The organism is Moorena sp. SIO4G3, assembly GCF_010692305.1.
In the GTDB taxonomy this organism is placed as follows: Bacteria; Cyanobacteriota; Cyanobacteriia; order Cyanobacteriales; family Coleofasciculaceae; genus Moorena; species Moorena producens_A.
This window is the reverse complement of the sequence record NZ_JAAHIG010000206.1, coordinates 1-15,940: the sequence shown is the minus strand read 5'-3', so window position 1 is coordinate 15,940 and position 15,940 is coordinate 1. Positions and strand designations below refer to the sequence as shown.

16 protein-coding genes and 3 pseudogenes are annotated in these 15,940 nt (G+C 41.4%); 7 read left to right on the top strand and 12 right to left on the bottom strand.

Annotated features, from left to right (window positions below; genetic code table 11):
* Positions 1-122 precede the first annotated feature (122 nt).
* A complete protein-coding gene (locus tag F6J99_RS28295; RefSeq protein WP_293117641.1) occupies positions 123-245 on the bottom strand; it encodes a hypothetical protein in 123 nt (40 codons plus the stop codon).
* Between the two features lie 116 nt (positions 246-361).
* Here F6J99_RS28295 and hppD point away from each other — a divergent pair, with 116 nt between their 5' ends.
* The gene (hppD, locus tag F6J99_RS28290; protein WP_293117638.1) at positions 362-1,546 is read left to right on the top strand and encodes a 4-hydroxyphenylpyruvate dioxygenase; all 1,185 of its coding nucleotides are present in this window, start codon (positions 362-364) and stop codon (positions 1,544-1,546) included.
* Positions 1,547-1,761: 215 nt separating this feature from the next.
* Here the strand turns inward: hppD and F6J99_RS28285 are convergent, their stop codons facing one another.
* Positions 1,762-2,139, bottom strand: a complete 378-nt coding sequence (locus F6J99_RS28285; RefSeq protein ID WP_293117635.1) for a hypothetical protein — start codon at positions 2,137-2,139, stop codon at positions 1,762-1,764.
* A 96-nt stretch (positions 2,140-2,235) separates the two neighbouring features.
* Here F6J99_RS28285 and F6J99_RS28280 point away from each other — a divergent pair, with 96 nt between their 5' ends.
* A complete protein-coding gene (locus F6J99_RS28280; RefSeq protein ID WP_365974354.1) occupies positions 2,236-3,759 on the top strand; it encodes a transposase in 1,524 nt (507 codons plus the stop codon).
* Here the strand turns inward: F6J99_RS28280 and F6J99_RS28275 are convergent.
* On the bottom strand, positions 3,686-4,102 hold the full coding sequence (locus F6J99_RS28275) for a 2OG-Fe(II) oxygenase family protein (RefSeq protein WP_293117632.1): 417 nt from the start codon (positions 4,100-4,102) through the stop codon (positions 3,686-3,688). The genes F6J99_RS28280 and F6J99_RS28275 overlap by 74 nt on opposite strands.
* A gap of 792 nt (positions 4,103-4,894) precedes the next feature.
* Positions 4,895-6,132 (bottom strand): annotated as a pseudogene (locus F6J99_RS28270) (IS4 family transposase).
* Between the two features lie 77 nt (positions 6,133-6,209).
* Between F6J99_RS28270 and F6J99_RS28265 the strand changes: the two are divergent.
* Positions 6,210-6,914, top strand: a complete 705-nt coding sequence (locus F6J99_RS28265; protein WP_293117630.1) for a transposase — start codon at positions 6,210-6,212, stop codon at positions 6,912-6,914.
* 560 nt (positions 6,915-7,474) lie between these two features.
* Positions 7,475-7,750: a condensation domain-containing protein gene (locus F6J99_RS28260; RefSeq protein ID WP_293117627.1), complete on the top strand. Its 276-nt coding sequence runs from the start codon at positions 7,475-7,477 to the stop codon at positions 7,748-7,750.
* A gap of 18 nt (positions 7,751-7,768) precedes the next feature.
* Here the strand turns inward: F6J99_RS28260 and F6J99_RS28255 are convergent, their stop codons facing one another.
* Entirely contained in the window at positions 7,769-8,974 is a 1,206-nt protein-coding gene (locus F6J99_RS28255) for a transposase (protein ID WP_293117625.1), read from the bottom strand.
* 69 nt (positions 8,975-9,043) lie between these two features.
* Here F6J99_RS28255 and tnpA point away from each other — a divergent pair, with 69 nt between their 5' ends.
* Positions 9,044-9,457, top strand: a complete 414-nt coding sequence (gene tnpA / locus F6J99_RS28250; RefSeq protein WP_293117622.1) for an IS200/IS605 family transposase — start codon at positions 9,044-9,046, stop codon at positions 9,455-9,457.
* An 88-nt stretch (positions 9,458-9,545) separates the two neighbouring features.
* Here tnpA and F6J99_RS28245 read toward each other — a convergent pair whose 3' ends face one another.
* The 6 genes from F6J99_RS28245 to F6J99_RS28220 form a co-directional block, all read right to left on the bottom strand.
* Positions 9,546-10,865: a TauD/TfdA family dioxygenase gene (locus F6J99_RS28245; protein ID WP_293117619.1), complete on the bottom strand. Its 1,320-nt coding sequence runs from the start codon at positions 10,863-10,865 to the stop codon at positions 9,546-9,548.
* Between the two features lie 35 nt (positions 10,866-10,900).
* Positions 10,901-11,509 carry an ureidoglycolate lyase gene (locus F6J99_RS28240; protein ID WP_293117617.1) on the bottom strand — a complete coding sequence of 203 codons (609 nt, stop codon included), beginning with the start codon at positions 11,507-11,509 and terminating at the stop codon, positions 10,901-10,903.
* A 31-nt stretch (positions 11,510-11,540) separates the two neighbouring features.
* Complete coding sequence (asnB, locus tag F6J99_RS28235) at positions 11,541-13,022, bottom strand: asparagine synthase B (protein ID WP_293117614.1); 1,482 nt, start codon at positions 13,020-13,022, stop codon at positions 11,541-11,543.
* A gap of 244 nt (positions 13,023-13,266) precedes the next feature.
* Positions 13,267-13,431, bottom strand: coding sequence for a transposase (locus tag F6J99_RS28230; RefSeq protein WP_293117611.1), 165 nt, complete (start codon positions 13,429-13,431; stop codon positions 13,267-13,269).
* A gap of 227 nt (positions 13,432-13,658) precedes the next feature.
* The gene (locus F6J99_RS28225) at positions 13,659-13,904 is read right to left on the bottom strand and encodes a transposase (protein WP_293117609.1); all 246 of its coding nucleotides are present in this window, start codon (positions 13,902-13,904) and stop codon (positions 13,659-13,661) included.
* Between the two features lie 337 nt (positions 13,905-14,241).
* On the bottom strand, positions 14,242-14,421 hold the full coding sequence (locus F6J99_RS28220; RefSeq protein ID WP_293117606.1) for a transposase family protein: 180 nt from the start codon (positions 14,419-14,421) through the stop codon (positions 14,242-14,244).
* Positions 14,422-14,428: 7 nt separating this feature from the next.
* On the opposite strand from F6J99_RS28220, the pseudogene F6J99_RS28215 reads away from it, so the two are divergent.
* Positions 14,429-14,635: pseudogene (locus F6J99_RS28215) on the top strand (condensation domain-containing protein); the annotation flags it as partial.
* On the opposite strand, the pseudogene F6J99_RS28210 reads toward F6J99_RS28215, so the two are convergent.
* Positions 14,606-14,914: pseudogene (locus tag F6J99_RS28210) on the bottom strand (4-Cys prefix domain-containing protein); the annotation flags it as partial. The pseudogenes F6J99_RS28215 and F6J99_RS28210 sit on opposite strands and share 30 nt — an antisense overlap.
* 147 nt (positions 14,915-15,061) lie before the next feature.
* Between F6J99_RS28210 and rnhA the strand changes: the two are divergent.
* Positions 15,062-15,547 carry a ribonuclease HI gene (rnhA, locus tag F6J99_RS28205; RefSeq protein ID WP_293117600.1) on the top strand — a complete coding sequence of 162 codons (486 nt, stop codon included), beginning with the start codon at positions 15,062-15,064 and terminating at the stop codon, positions 15,545-15,547.
* Positions 15,548-15,940 lie beyond the last annotated feature (393 nt).

The window sequence follows — 15,940 nt, the reverse complement described above, 5'->3', positions numbered from 1 at the left end:
TGTCATCAATTAATCCATATGGGCAAAACCGAAAGGTAAAGAATATCTAGGAGCCGAGTGAGGCGAAAGTTTCACGCTCGGATTTGAAGGAGAGGTGCTCCGGATAATACCGGACATCGACTCTAATCGGCCTCTACTCTTTCTGGTTCCGACCTGGCTGAGCAAGTCGGCTCATTGAACGCGCACCCGTGGCCATAGGCCAAGTAAGAATCACCGTTCTTACTTCGGCGGGGAGTGTCAATCATAGATGCTCACATCGCTGAATTTCCGATTTAATCAGAGTTTCAGAGGATTTGAGATTTCTATGGACAAATTTCCCTGTATGCAGGAAAATAAAAAGCGATAAACTGTAATTGTTTTCATGAACATCCAACGACAACAAGTCAGGAGTGTCCAATCTCCCGACAATTTTGTCATGAATGTGCCGGCACACCATCCATCTTATCTCGGTTTCGACTACGTCGAGCTTTGGGTTGGCAATGCCAAACAAGCCGCGAGCTTCTACAAAACTAGGCTTGGCTTTTCGCTATTCGCCTACCGGGGTCTTGAAACAGGCAGTCGTACGTGGACCTCGTACGCGCTCCGGCAAGGGGAGGTGACCCTGATTGTTTCGTCTGCGCTGCCACCAGACAACGATACGTTCAACGCCCATCTCGCTCGCCACGGCGACGCCGTCAGGGACATTGCCTTCCGTGTCACCGAATGCGAATCGACCTATGATCGGGCAATGGCAGCGGGTGCAGTGTCGGTTCATCCGCCCCAGGAGTACGTGGGCACCCATGGGGGCATCGTCATCGCTACTATCAAGACGGTGGGTGATACCAACCACACATTCGTCGAGAGAAGTGGTAATGGTACGACATTCCTGCCAGGCTTTGTCACGATCAATGATCCTGATCCGCTTGATCGCATTCTGGCCAGTGTTGGAGGGCGTTCGCTGGATCACATTGGACTGAATATCCCGGAGGGAGACTTGGGGTCTCTCGTCGAGTGGTATGAGCGCGTGCTTGGTTTCCATCGGTTTTTCTCCATCGACGACTCCATAGTTCATACAGAGTTTTCGGGGCTTCGGTCAGTGGTGATGGCTGACTCGAGCGAGCGGATCAAGATTCCTCTCATTGAGCCAGCTTCCGGTTTTCGCAAGGGTCAGGTCGAAGAGTTTCTTGAATACCACGGAGGATCGGGAGCGCAGCACTTCGCTGTACTCACAGACGACATCCTAGCCTCGTCCCAGGCTTTGCGTGAGCGCGGGGTCTCAACTCTCAAAGTGCCGTCGGGTTACTACCCGCGCCTGCGCGAGTTTCTACGGGTGCGTGATATCAAACTCCAAGAGGATATCGAGTTGCTCGCCCAGTACGATATAATGGTTGACTTTGACAAAAATGGCTATCTGCTCCAGATGTTTACCAAGCCCATAACTGATCGTCCAACGGCGTTCTTCGAGTTCCTCCAACGAAGGAATTTCGAAGGGTTCGGAGCAAACAACTTCCGTGCCATCTTCGAGGCAATTGAGCAGGAGCAGGAGCGGCGTGGCAATCTGCATTGAAATATCAAGAAACAGGATGGGAGCTTGATAGCCCAGGTCATTAAAAAGACGTTGCGTCAGTAGTGGAATGGTTAAACAGAAAGGGGAATTTTTTTAAACTTTAAATAATAAATTAACAAGCCTGATTGATAACTGCATCAAGACAATTGTCGTCCAAATTCGTTACATTTATAGCGAGTACCGCTATAAATCGTTGCTCCTTCCTTGATTTTATGCTATTTTATGCCCGAGCTCGATGATGTTGGGTTTCGTTGCCTCAACCCAACGACAAGATAATGCGTTCGCGTAGCGGCTCCATTCGCGTAGCGTGGCCCAAAGGCCAAGGAGCATCGCACTTTTAACGAAATAGGGGGAGTTTGAGGGGGCGAAATTCCCCATCCCTGCAACGGGTGGGGATGGATAGCCCCTTGGCCAAAGGCCACGCTACGCGAACAAATATCAGTAATCTGTCTTCTTGCCCAGCTTTCTATATACTCTCCAACGCTCACCCCGGAATCTTTAGCTGATAACTGCAACCATTTCCAAGTAGTATCTATGAGCCAGATTCCGTGCTGCCTTTTTAGTTCGTCATAATGAGCGGGTGCCCCCCTCATTCTTTTCTGAGGTTTTTTTCTTTTTGTACTTGATATTTCTATTTACCATTAACTATACTAAGAATATATAAAGACAGACACAAAGATTTCAAGGAGGTGATTTCATTTATGGCGACTCTCAGGCAGACATTTCGTCTGTATCCCAATAAAACAGCTACATCAAAGATGTTTTACGCGAGAAAACTACACCAGTTGCTTTATAACGCTGGGATAGCTGATCGTCGCTATGAATGGAAAGCAAATAAAAAGTCCATAGGATATCTTGATCAACAGAACTGCTTGCCCGCCTTTAAGGAATGTTGGCCGGAATACAAGGAGCTGTATAGTACCTCTTTGCAAGCGACTATTAAAAGGGTAGACCTGTCATATAATCGCTTCTTTCAAGGGTTAAGTGAAGCGCCAAAGTACAAACCAATTCGGAAGTATTCCGGATGGACTTATCCTAGTAAAGCTGGCTGGAAGGCTAATACCGACGGGAAAGATGGTACTTTAACACTGAACGACCTTGGTCTCACCATAAAGATGCGTGGTCAAGCAAAGTTTTGGGGAACCCCAACAACCTTAACTATTACTTACAAGCCTAGTATCAATGCTTGGTATGCTTCAATAACTGTCAAAATAGAAGCCCAAACAGCTAAATACGGTTCAGGATCTGATTTGACGTATGAGAAAATCGTGGCCTACGATTTGGGGACTGAAACAGCAATTACAGCTTTCAATGGCAGCGAATTCGAGGAGATAGCCAACCAGCGTTTCACGAAGACTCTAGAGCCTAAAGTAAAGGCCGCCGGAAAGGAAAAACGCAGGAAACAGGCTCCTAATTTCAAAAAAGGGATAAAGGCGTCTAAGCGTTGGAAAAAAGCCAACAAAAAAGAATCCCAACTAAAGAGGAAAATTGGGTTAGCACGTAAAGATTGGCAACACGTCTTGATGCAGTCGCTCATGGGGGAAACCCCCAAGACCGCGCTGCATCGCAAGGTTACGTCAGATTTATCTAGTCGTTATGACATCGGCGTAACTGAAAAGCTCAATACGAAAGGAATGACCCGAAAGGCCAAAAAGGGGTCAAAAAGAAAAAAGCAAAAAGCTGGATTGAACAAAGCCATTCTAGATGTAGGATTCGGTACTCTGAATAAAATGCTGACCTACAAAATTGAACTCAAAGGCGGAATTGTCCTTCAACTACCGACCAGACAATTAAAACCATCACAGCGTTGCCCAAAGTGTGGAAAAGTCCATAAAAAATGGGCTGAATTGTCAAACAGATACCATGTGTGTGATGCTTGTGGTTTTGAGTTCGATAGGGACAAAACGAGCACAATGGTAATGTTCAATGCAGCTTTAGGAAAACAGCCGGGGTACGGGACAGACCTCGAAAAACGTGGATTTCCTAGCTCTACCTCAAAGACCAGTAAGCATACCGGATCAATGAGGCAACTGGGAAAGATGAAGCGTCAAAAATCACGCTCTAAGGACGGGTCTGCTGAAACCCCGTCCCGTGTGGAGGGCGGGGTAGTTCATCCGGAAAAGCTTACAGGCCTTTTTGTCACTCCCCTCGGAATAACTGGCGATGATGTTTTAAACACTGCTCATGTGAATCAAACAGGATTTGATCATTAATGTAATCTCGAATAGGAATATTAGTATTTGGTCCTTTAAAAACACCTATAGAAATACGTTCCTCATCTGGTATGCGAACTCGATGTATAATTGAGTTTATATTTCCACCTAGCATTTTTTCTAAGGTTTCAGACAGAAATAGCACCCCATACCCTGGTTGGGGATTAACGTCATGCCATTGCTCATCCCAAAACACTTCTAATCCTGGCTTGTCCATCAAAATTACAGTCATCAAATCATAGTCTTTATGAGCTTTCATTCCACTATTGCTTTTCTTATTTGTATTTACCTTAGCCGGATAATAGGCAATTGAGAATGATGAAGAGAGATCACTATCACTCACGACTTCCTCGAAATAGTCTTCAACACCAAAGTAACTAAATATCTCTTTTAACAGAACTATAATAATACGCTCTTCACAATAGTTTGAAATTTTTAAAACTGAATTGCGACACTCTTTAAATGGTCCAATTGGATTATTCCTCAGGGGGTGACAAGGAAGTTGTAAAGTAGATAGAGTAACGCTTTGAGCAAACCCTTATCTAGAAAAAGAGGGGGGTATGAGAGCTCCCCAAAATCAATAATGTTCTCTCAATTATACCAAACAGTCTTCGAGACTCATCTGAATACTTGCCAATATTTAACTCTACAATTGTTAATATTGCTTCTACAAGACCATCGAAATGTTAGCTTATCGAGATTGGCCAAACTATTTCCACAACCAATAAAGTATGAAAGCAGAGTGAGGAATCTTCAAAGGTTCCTGAATTTGCCTCAGTTAAGCGCAAAACTATTATGGTTCCCCATAATAAAGCAACTAATAAAACAAGAAATTCGCAACTATCATCCAAATCGGGAACAAAGAAGACGAGGGAAAAAACTGAAGCTAATGCATCAGGGGTACTTGCTACTAATAATTGATAGAACTCAATGGCAAGAGCGCAATTTAATTATGTTAAGTCTCGCTTGGGTAAATCACGCAATTCCTGTATATTGGCAGCTGTTACAAAAAAAAGGAAGCAGTAATTTACTTCGACAGCAGCAATTTTTAACTCCAGTATTACGGCTACTACGCCCTTATCCAGTTTTGGTGTTGGGAGATAGAGAATTTCACCTGGGGGGGCGACGAAAATAGTTATAAAGGAGACAGGGCAAGGGTTATAGCTCTCATTCCTCGTAAATAATACTTCTGTTTGTTACGATTAAGTTCCATTAATTCCTGTATTAAATCAATAAGTTCATGGCTAAACTTGACCCAAGTTTGAGCATGTAAGCCTATATAAAAACTACTGTGTCGTCGTTGTAAACGACCAGATTCTTTTACTCTACCGACATATTTCTGAACTCCTTTACGTTTAATTTCTTCTCCGTGAAGAGTAGCCGACGTATAAGCTATTGTTATCAATAAAATTAGGGAAATCAACCGATTACCCGAAACATTAGTGTCTTCTAAATGATAGCCACCTGTTCTTGATGCAGTCGCTCATGGGGGGAACCACGGCAGTTGCTCATGGGGGAGACCCCCAAGACCGCACTGCCTCCCCAAGACCGCGCTGCATCGCTTTTAAAATCTCTAAACATTTGTTCAATATTAAACCGTTTTTTATAAGCGGTAATTGCCAAGTCTAAAGACTTTAAATTTGTGAGAATAAACCAGGGTTCCTTTGGAACAACTCCTGAAATTTTTCTTTTCCATTTTGCCGCTACATTAAAACGGGTAACTCCCCGATTTTTCGTAACTTTAATTCCTTGAAAAAATAACGAAGTTCCTGGGACTAATCCTAAAGAATCTAGTTCTAGCCAAATTTGGTCTTCAAATTCAATTAATTCATTTTTTTTAAGACGTAAACAAAATGATAGAGACTGTTGTGATAACCATTGTGCCAGCCTAACAGAACAAAATTCTCTATCTCCCAATAGGCAGATTTTATAATCTTTAAAAATTGGCATGATTTTTGATAGATGACTTGTTTGCTCCTTAAGATTACTGCTACCTAATTTTTGGAGCAAGGTAAACTATATTGGAAACGCTCTTTTATTCCAAATCAGGCTAGTTACTAAAAGATTTATTTTACTCCAATTTGTACGGTCAATTGCTATATAAATTAGTTCATCTCTGTCACAGTATATTTCTATTAAACTAGCTATTATAGGGAACCAAATCGTTTCAAAATTTAGAGTTTTTAAAGACAAAAAGCGCTGCAGTCTTTTTCGTCTACTTTCAAATTTTATGCCAAGAGGTAAAGCATTGGCTAACTTTTCCACACTAACTCTTTTGATTGATTGTAGAAGAATCACTAAAATTTTTAATAAAATCAAATTACGATACTTTAATTGATTTTTTAGATGTTTTTGATATAATAATGGGAACATTTGCAATAGATAGGTCTTATTGAGAATAAAAGACCTATCTTTTTCTATCACAGATCGTTACACTCTTTACGTATCAATTGTTTCAATCCATATCGTCGCCCCCCCAGGAATTTCACAGTATCAAACTCGCTAAATGGCTAGAGGAAAGAAACGTAGACTTTGCTTTGCGTCAGAAAAAAGGGACTTGTATCCAAGATGATGATGCTGTTTATCGAGCGCTGAAAGACTTAGATATTAAACCAGGAATGTCTCGATTTTATCAAAATATTTCTTATACAAAATCTCATCAAATTGGTGGTTTTAATTTAGCGGCATATTGGAAACGTAAATATCGAGGTCGAGGACCAAAAGAGCCTTGGTATATCCTGACTAGTTTGAATAGTCTACCACGTACTTTATCAGTTGACGCTGCTCGATGGGGCATTGAAACTATGTTTAGAGATTTAAAAACCTCTGGCTATAATTTGGAATATACCAAGGTAAATGAGCGACGGTTACTAGCCATTATTTTACTCATTTCTATCGCTTACACTCTGGCAACTTTACAAGGAGAATCCGTACAAAAAACTGGAGTTACTGAGTATATTTGTCGTCCCACTGAATTAGGACGCCCCACCGAACGACATAGCTCTTTTTGGATTGGCCTGCACGCTCCCGATTGGGTTCAATCTCTACATAAGTGGTCAGATTTAGCTTTTCTTCTGATGAATCAAAAACCTCATAAACGTCTCTATTTTCAGCGAGGACTTAATACTCTATCCATTATCCAGACTGCTTTATAGCCTCGTTGTCACCCCCTGAGGGATTATTCAATCTAAATACAAACTGTTGAACCGAATGTCTTATGTCAAGGGAACGGTCGATATAACCTTCAAATTTACCATGGGCTAACCATTTTTGTTTTTGGATTTCGTCCTGCCTGAAAAAAGCTAAAGCCTCTTTTTTTATAATTTTAAAATGTTCAAAAATTTATGGTTCTGGTATTCTGACATAGCAGCAACCCAGATTAATAAGGGTGTTGATTTATTCTCGGGTCACGCTATCTACAGAATTGATGTTTGGTAGTTCCATGATTCAGAAAACAAAAAAAATAACTCAACTCAGGTAATTCTACCAGGATTCTGGGAAGTTTATCTAAGTCGCGATCGCCCAATACAGTATAATAGGATTTGAGCCGCCGAAAAGACCAGTATATAGTGAACTTACAAGAGCGAATAGAATCTCTAGAAGCTAGAATATATAGTCCTTCCGACTTTCCTCTTGCCCAGTTGAGTCAAACCGAACTCGACAGTTTACTCACATTAATTAACTATAGGAATTTAGAATCAATCTATCCCTTCCGATGCAAGAAGGGATGCTGTTTGAGAGTCTCTATGCTCCGGAATCAGGGGTCTATGTAGAGCAATTGCTGTTGAAAATTAGTCCCTTGCAAGTTGATATCTGGGAGCAGGCTTGGCAACAAGTAGTGCAGCGGCACTCAGTTCTACGTACCTTAATTATTTGGGAGCATCGGCAACAACCACTACAAGTGGTACTCAAAGATGTAGATTGGGCGCTTATTTGGCGCTTAGTACCAATAGGTGACAGCTCCTACACTGACCTTTCAGGTTCAGTGTAGGCTTCCCAGCCAATCCAGCTATTGCTTACGGAGGCGCTGGGCTTTAAGAACGGACTGCCCTGCCGCTCTATTTCTGATATTGATCGCCGCATTATGGTCACGATCAAGGCTACACCCACAATGGGAACAATTATGCCATCGTATATGCAGCTTTTTGGGGACTTTTTTGCCACAATTGGAACAATTTTGTGAAGTATTCATAGCACTTACCGGAATCGCTAACAAGCCAGCATTTAAGGCCGTAGGCCACGCTACGCGAACGGCTTTGCTTGCCAGGATTGTCAGAAAGCTTACCCACCCAGCATCTAGGACAGATTTAGCCAACCGGGATTTAGCTAGCCCCTTAACATTTAATTTTTCATGAGCTATTACATCGTACTTTGAAAGCAAATAATTAGCGGTTTTAAAATGGAAATCTTTCCGTTTATCCGCTACTTTCTTGTGTTGCCTAGCAAGCTGCGTGATAGCCTTGAGCCTATTATTGCCACCTTTTTTCCGTCGGGATACTCGCTTCTGAATGACCTTTAATCTTTTTTGAGACTTTCGATAATATTGCGGGATCTCTATTGTTTCTCCTTCGGAGGTGGTCAAAAACTCTTTAAGCCCAACATCAATACCAACTATTGATTCAGGATTAATATCAGGTTTAACCTCCGGAACAGTTTTGTCTTCTAGAGACAGAACCAAGTAGTAGCCATCACATTTTTTGGTTATAGAAGCCGTCTTGATTTTGAATCCATCAGGAATGGGACGATGAAGGATGACCTTGAGCGTTCCTAGCTTTGGTAGGTTGATCAGGTTTCCTTCTAGGCACCCTTCCTTCATTTGTGGGTAAGTAAAAGTACGATAGCGGCACCGCTTCTTAAATCTAGGTCTTCCGCTTCGTTTACCATTACTGTCTCCTTTAATAAACCTATCAAAGGCCAATTTAACTCTTTTGACCACATCCTGAAGTACTTGAGAATGGATTTTTTTGTACCAAGGATGAGTCTTTTTTAGATTTGGCAAGGTCTTTTTCTGACTGTAATAGTCAGGATTTTCCCTTAACTCCGGAAAGTGGCAAACAAGGGGACAAGCATTGATGGGACAACGATTTTGCTCGTACCAGTTGAACCGATCAGCCAACAAATAATTGTATTGCGCGCAAAGCATTGACAGCCAGTTGTCTATCAATGCTTTCTGTGCTTTTGTTAGACGTAATCGATACTGGTAGGCGACTCTCACGATTCCTTGCTTGTCAGTGTATGCTATTATTATATCACTGACCTAAAAAAGCGTCAAGCAACTAGTTGCATGAAGAAAAAGTTTGCCACAAAAGGTAGATCGGTCAGCGGACTCAAAGCTCACCTTGTCTTAACAACAAAATACCGCTGTAAAGTCTTTACAAGCGATATGTTAAATGAATTACATGATATATTTGCTGATTTAATGGAGAAGTGGGACGGGGACTTAGTAGAATTCAATGGAGAAGCCGATCACATACATCTCCTGTTTCAATACCACCCAGATGTCCCTTTGAGTAATTTAGTCAATAATTTAAAATCAGTTAGTTCCCGAAAGCTCCGTCAGCAATTCAGTGAAGAGCTTGATAAGATTTATAGCAAAAATGTCGTATGGAACAGTTCTTATTTTATTGCGAGTTGTGGCGGAGTTACTATTAACCAACTCAAAAAATATATCGAAAACCAGGATAGACCTGCTGGCTAGCTACCATAGTGTCGCGATTCATCCCACGCTCATCCTACGGATTGAGACGTGGGGCTTCTCGCGACTTTAGCTAAATTTAGCCTTAATTTCAATCGCTCATGCGCTCTGCCAGAATTTCTAAAGCGCGGTCCGAACATCCCATTAACCACATATCCGGCATTCCACTTTTTTTCCCGAGCAACAGTCGCCGTCGGCTGCGGAATGTTTCCGGCTTCATATACGCTCCCAGTAAAACTCGTCGCAGTTGGGGATTCCGAATACCCGTCCGTCCGTGGAGCAGTCGCCAGTTATCATTTACCAATACCTGTCCGGGAGCTATAAGAAATTCGGCGTTATACTCTCGAGATTCAGCTAATGCTGTAAATGCTTGGTAGGCGGCATACAAGTCTTGAATTTTATCCGGGGAAACCTCAAGGGGTACGCGGTCGTTTTTATTGTGACGAATCTGGTAAACTTCGCCATTTTTATCCAAATTAATGACGTGCTGGCGATAATAGATTTCCCATTGGTATTTTTTGGTGCCTTTTTCCTTGTCAGATACTTTTTCCTCTACACCCAGTCGTCTGCGACCTGTTGGTATATACTCTTGGGTGAGTAGCTCGAAATATTTTGGCTGTTGAGTCCTCAGAACTTCAGCAATTTTGAAACCATCTACCAGAGTGGAATATCCTTGTCTGTCATTGTCAGGATTTTCGTATTCAATACATCCGAGAAATTGAAGTCTGGGAGGAACGTTGTAGGAGACGTGATCGGTATGATTGTCCAGCCGATGCAAGTACTTATAGGAGTGGTGGATATTTCCTGCTAGTTGGTTGGCTGTGTCTAAAGTATAGATGTCGGTAGGGTGATATCGTTGCTGAATCGGTCCGACGCGCTCTACTAATGCCTGAAATGCTTCTCTCGTTTTGGGAAAGCTGTCAATAATTACCATTCCCACATCCAGCATTTTATCCAACCAATGCAGTAGCGTTTTATCGTCTCTCATCACTTCCTGGTAATCGAAGTATGGGATGGACAGCGATGAGTCCCACAGTTGGGGTTTTCGTCGCTGTTTGAGAGCGGGCTCTTTTTGACAGTGAACTCGCAGCCAAGATGGATCGTAGACGCTATGATGTCCGGGTTCTTCACCGCCCCAAATGATATCTAAATTTCCTTCGCGGTCTATTTTGACCGTTTCAGTTATCGGATTTAGTGGCATTTTCAGGGGGTCGTGTCCTTCTCCTTCTCCACTGTTGAGGCTTAATGTGTCTGGTTGAAAACATTTGGGACAGTGGCAAGTGTCGCGCAGCCAGAGGTTGTGATAAAAGCTTTCGTGACCATCTTTCCAAGTAATTTGCACCCCGTTATTGACGGTGGTAACCGATTGGATGCGAAAAGCCGATTTGAGTTGCTGAACTAATTTGACCATATTACTCCTTTTATCGATAAATAGAATATAGCAGTTTAACCGTCTTGCGGTTGACCTAGGGGAATTTTTAACCAAGTATTATGCTCTTTGGTTAAGAAACAATCGATTGTTGCATAAATACTGCCTTGTTTTCTCTGATAAACAACTTCTTTCCCCGAAAGTGATATTGGATTTGTATGCCAGACTCCAGGATGTATTGAAATGCCACAACTACCATCTGAATAAAGAGCTACAAAATCTTCAGGTTTGACATCTTCTTTAGGAGGAGCCAAAAGAAATATACTTGGTTCGCCATTTTTAGGCATAAACGCTTCTCCTGCATCTAGATGGGCACTCAGCCAGTTTACCAGAATATATTTAGAGTTACTTTCTGGTTCGGATATAATCTTACCCGCTGCACCACCGCGAGCATTCTGATGACCGGCAGAAAATAGGGTTGACCCCTCCCAATAGACTCTGAACTCCTCTTCAATAACAGTACCGTAACCCCCCTTGGAAATTAGAGGTCGTTTTCCTGAAGTAGGCCATTTGCATAACTCTATTTTCGCATTTTCAAAATCCGTGAATACAACCCCTAATCCCAGAGCATTTTGGGAATTCAACCTTTTTAAGGGAACATCATAGTAATTGACTGTGGTCGCCATTTTTTCTTCAATTTAACTAAGAATTGAACTGTTAATGGAAAGTTCGATCCCACTTGCCAACTAAATTGACGGCAAATGGCTGAGGAAAATACTGCTCAAAAATCCTGTAGTAGAGTAATTCCTCCTTACTTTTTATGGGGTCTCCCCGAAAGCGTGCCCGATCGAAATCTTGGTCAGAAATAGTAGCCTCAGCGTGAGCTGCTAAAACTTTAGAGGAAGCAGAACCATGAGCAAATTCCATCTTGTCTCGCCAAACTATTTCTGGGGGTAAATAGTCTTCAAAAGCTTTACGGAGCAACCATTTTTCAATGCCAAATCTCTGGTAAAGCTTGAGGGTAGGATCTATAGTCAGTGCCATTTCCACAAAGTCTATATCTAGAAAAGGAACTCTTGCTTCTAAACCATGAGCCATTGTCAGTCTGTCTAATTTTTGCAAGTTGAGATTATGTAATCCTTTAATCCGATATACCAATTCTTGATTTAACGTCTTGCCATCATTGTAATCAGCTAGATAACTATAGCCAGCAAACAACTCATCTGATGCGTCTCCTCCGAGAACTACTTTGACATATTGGCTAGCAAGATGGGATAGCAAGTAGGTAGGTACACAACTTCTTAACCAAGCGGGATCATAGGATTCAAAGTGGTAAATTACCTCGGGTAGAACAGAAAGCATTTCTGCTTCTGAGTAAATATATTCGTGATGAATTGTTCCTAAATATTCTGCTACTAATCTTGCTGCTTTCAGATCTGGAGAGTTAGCAAATCCGGTGGAAAAAGAATGTAGTTCTGACAGTTCTCGCTTCATTAAGGCCGCAATAATGCTAGAATCAAGTCCTCCACTGAGAAATACTCCTACAGGAACGTCAGACATTAAACGCCTGCGGACACTTTGAGAAAGTCCTTGGCGAATTTTTTCTAAAATCACCTCTACATCTTCTAAAAACACATCGACTTCGGGAAAATCGTAGTAGGGTTGTAAACCCTCATTAGAATGGTAATAATGTCCTGGAGGAAACTCTTTAATTTGTTCACCATGCTCTATTAAAGCTTTGATTTCCGAAGCAAAAAATAAACCTTCTTCACTTTGAGCATAGTATAAAGGTTTAATGCCTAAGCGATCGCGAGCGACAAAGAATTCCTGATCGCTAGCCAAGATAAAGCTAAACATACCCCTGATTTTTTGAGGCATCTGAGTGCCAAACTTTTGGTAGAGCGGTAGCAGAATTTCCGTATCGCTGTTGGTTGAGAAGTTGTAGTTTCCCTGCAAGCGATCGCGCCATTGTTGATGGTTATAAATTTCTCCGTTAGCAATAGCGTATAATTTGCTCTGCGGATCGTATAATGGTTGCTGTCCTCCTTCTACATCAATAATGGCAAGACGATTATGTCCTAAAGCATAGTTTTCCTGGCAAATGCTACTGGTACCATCCGGTCCGCGATGAGCTAAGATTGACAATGCGTCTTCAAAGCCAGGTAAATTTGAGCCAAAAAATCCAACTATTCCACACATATCTTTATCGTCCAGGTAACTTCAATGCTGTCATCGCAATTGGCGTTAAACTAAGCCAGGTTGTCACCAACCCGACTCGTCTTCAGAACGCAGCATGAGACTTTAACCTCACTGCGCTCCTCTCTTTTCAGGCTCTTTATGAGTACCTACTTTGAGTAAGGTAGGAATATCGTCCACCCATTCCTAGTCCAGGTTATTGAACCATTTTTGGGTTTTCTCTCCTTCCTTTTGGGCTCTTTCGTTTTTAGTATGCTAAGCTATCATCAAAGTCCCAATTCATTATATATCTAATTTCAAAGTTAGTCAAATTTGTTAGCCCAAATCCACATCTTTTTATTAGTTTTAGTTTTAATTTGTTATTTATTACCTCCACCACTCCACTATTTGTCCTGCTTTCAAAATATCCCACTATTTATACTAGCCATCTTTTTATTGTCTTAACGCTTTTTGGGTAGTATCTTCCCGCTTTTTTGAGCCAGTCTATTAACCTCAATGTTCCTGATCCTAAATCTTTACTTTCGTCAAATATATGAGTGAATTATTCTTTAAGATTATGCATGATTTATATTAGCGGTGATGCAACTTTTACTTGTTCTAGTTTTTATTTTTGTTGTTTTGATAAATCTTTTTCTCTTTTTAATTCGTAAAGTTGGCTCGCGGCAAACATTTTTCTAACGTATATTTACTTCCTTTTATACTCCTAAATAATTTCGCTATTTCTTTTACTTGCAATGTTTTTGCTGTCTTTTTTTGGTCTATTCTTGCCTGATTTAATTCTTCATGAACCATTTTCGTTACATGAAATCTATCTATTGTTACCTCGGCATTTGGACAGAGCTTTTTCACCAATAATTTATAATTTCCTGTCATATCTATACTCACTTATTATATTTGATTTAAAACTTTTTCTCCCCATGTCACCATGACTTTTCTTATTTCTAATTGAGTTCTCGCTCCTACTAATCCAATTAATTTATGGGTTTATAAGTCTACTAATACTACTATAAACTTTCCTTGTCCTTTCACTAAGCTGATTTCATCTATCCCTAATTGTTTTAACTTTTCTAAATTTATTGGCTTGATTAACTCCGCTATAAATGTTACCATTTTTCACATTTTTTCATCTGTTAAGCCATTACTTTATGCTACATTTTTTACATCACTATGAAGAACTTGCTGAGTGATTTTTTTCAGCATATATTTTCTTGATCTTTTTTATTTATCCTACAAAATCTAACTTCTCACTAAACGGTTTTTGACAATTTTCGCACTTAAACTGTCTTCTATTCACTTTCAAAATTACCTGTTGACCGCTCCAGGGTAAATCTTTCACTAAATGATATTTATTTTGATGTAGTCTGTGGCTTCTTTGTCCGCAGCGTGGACAAACTGCGTACATCAGTCTGTTGGCAGTATTTGTCAGCCTGTTGAACCGTTACACTGGCCAAGAAGAGATTGTGGTAGGGTTACCCATTGCCAATCGTAACCGAAAAGAGCTTGAACCCTTGATTGGCTTTTTTGTTAACACGTTGGTGTTAAGGGTAGACCTATCTAACGACCCCAGTTTTGAGCAGTTACTAGGTCAAGTGAGGCGGCTGGCCCTGGAGGCTTATGAGCATCAGGCGAACAGCTTCCCGGTGAAACAGTTCAGCAGCTTTCTCAACGTTGCTCGTTCCTTGAGTTTGGGGGAAAAATTGCTTAATCACAGCCGGAGGACGAGACGGTTTATCTTCATCAACGGCTAAAAACGTTTTACCAAATCCCCCATGACCGATGGGTCGAATCGCCCGATAACGTTCTCGTAACAGTAATTTAGCACCACAGGTGAGACAAAAGTTACTGTCGTCTGAATTTTGGGGGTTGGGACAATGGGGGTTGAGGCAGTAGCTCATGAGGAATTAGAATAAAAAAATTCAGCTGAAAACAGAAGATCATGTTGAGGTGGTTTAATCCCTTCAAACCGATAGAATTTGTAACGTCCTCTGCTTCTATTTTAGACCGATTCAGAAGTTAGTTTTGTGGGTGAAATCCTAAATATCATGGTAAATTCTTTCAAACAAGTAACAATTTACACCGATGGCGCCTGTAGTGGTAATCCTGGGGCGGGGGGTTATGGTGTAGTCTTAATGTACCAACAGCATCGCAAAGAACTCTGGGGCGGCTTTCGCTTAACCACGAATAACCGCATGGAAATGATGGCGGCAATTATGGGACTGCAAGCGTTGAAGTTTCCCTGTCAGGTGATGTTGTATACGGACTCTCGCTATTTGGTCGATGCCATGACACAAGGATGGGCAAAACGCTGGCAAGCCAATGGTTGGAAGCGTAACAAAAAAGAAATGGCTAAAAACCCGGATTTGTGGCAAACTCTGTTAGGGTTATGTGAGCAACATCAGGTTCAGTTTGCTTGGGTCAAGGGTCATGCGGGAGATCCAGAAAATGAATGTTGCGATCGCCTCGCAGTTCAAGCAGCCCAACAACCTGACTTACCACCGGATCCGGGTTATGAAGAGGCATTGGCATAATTGTTAAGTGAATCTTTTTATCTGTTGATAGTTGATACAAATTGCTGTGAATATGTTAAGACGGAAAAGGAAGTCTCAAATCGTCCTGATCATAGATTTCCATAATCGAATGTTGAGTTAAATAACGGGGTATTATGTCAGACCTAGATCGTGGAATTATGAAGTTCAAAGGAGCCGAGAGTCCTGTGATTTTACTGATTTATTCTGTCATAATTTTAGGAGCTATTGGTTGTCTCATTTGGTGGGCATTACAAACTGCTTATTCTCTGGGGGGGCGACAAGCGCCCTGTAACCCTTGATATATCTTAAATTGAGCGAATTATGGTAAAAAAAAGATAGGTCAGAAATTGTCAATACGACCTATCAATTGAAAATGCTACCAGAATTATATCA

Coding starts and splice junctions, on each gene's coding strand:
- hppD (WP_293117638.1), top strand. CDS start 362: ATGAACATCCAACGACAACAAGTCAGGAGTGTCCAATCTCCCGACAAT.
- F6J99_RS28295 (WP_293117641.1), bottom strand. CDS start 245: ATGATTGACACTCCCCGCCGAAGTAAGAACGGTGATTCTTACTTGGCC.
- F6J99_RS28260 (WP_293117627.1), top strand. CDS start 7,475: ATGCAAGAAGGGATGCTGTTTGAGAGTCTCTATGCTCCGGAATCAGGG.
- asnB (WP_293117614.1), bottom strand. CDS start 13,022: ATGTGTGGAATAGTTGGATTTTTTGGCTCAAATTTACCTGGCTTTGAA.
- F6J99_RS28245 (WP_293117619.1), bottom strand. CDS start 10,865: ATGGTCAAATTAGTTCAGCAACTCAAATCGGCTTTTCGCATCCAATCG.
- F6J99_RS28220 (WP_293117606.1), bottom strand. CDS start 14,421: ATGTACGCAGTTTGTCCACGCTGCGGACAAAGAAGCCACAGACTACAT.
- rnhA (WP_293117600.1), top strand. CDS start 15,062: ATGGTAAATTCTTTCAAACAAGTAACAATTTACACCGATGGCGCCTGT.
- tnpA (WP_293117622.1), top strand. CDS start 9,044: ATGAAGAAAAAGTTTGCCACAAAAGGTAGATCGGTCAGCGGACTCAAA.
- F6J99_RS28285 (WP_293117635.1), bottom strand. CDS start 2,139: ATGAGGGGGGCACCCGCTCATTATGACGAACTAAAAAGGCAGCACGGA.
- F6J99_RS28240 (WP_293117617.1), bottom strand. CDS start 11,509: ATGGCGACCACAGTCAATTACTATGATGTTCCCTTAAAAAGGTTGAAT.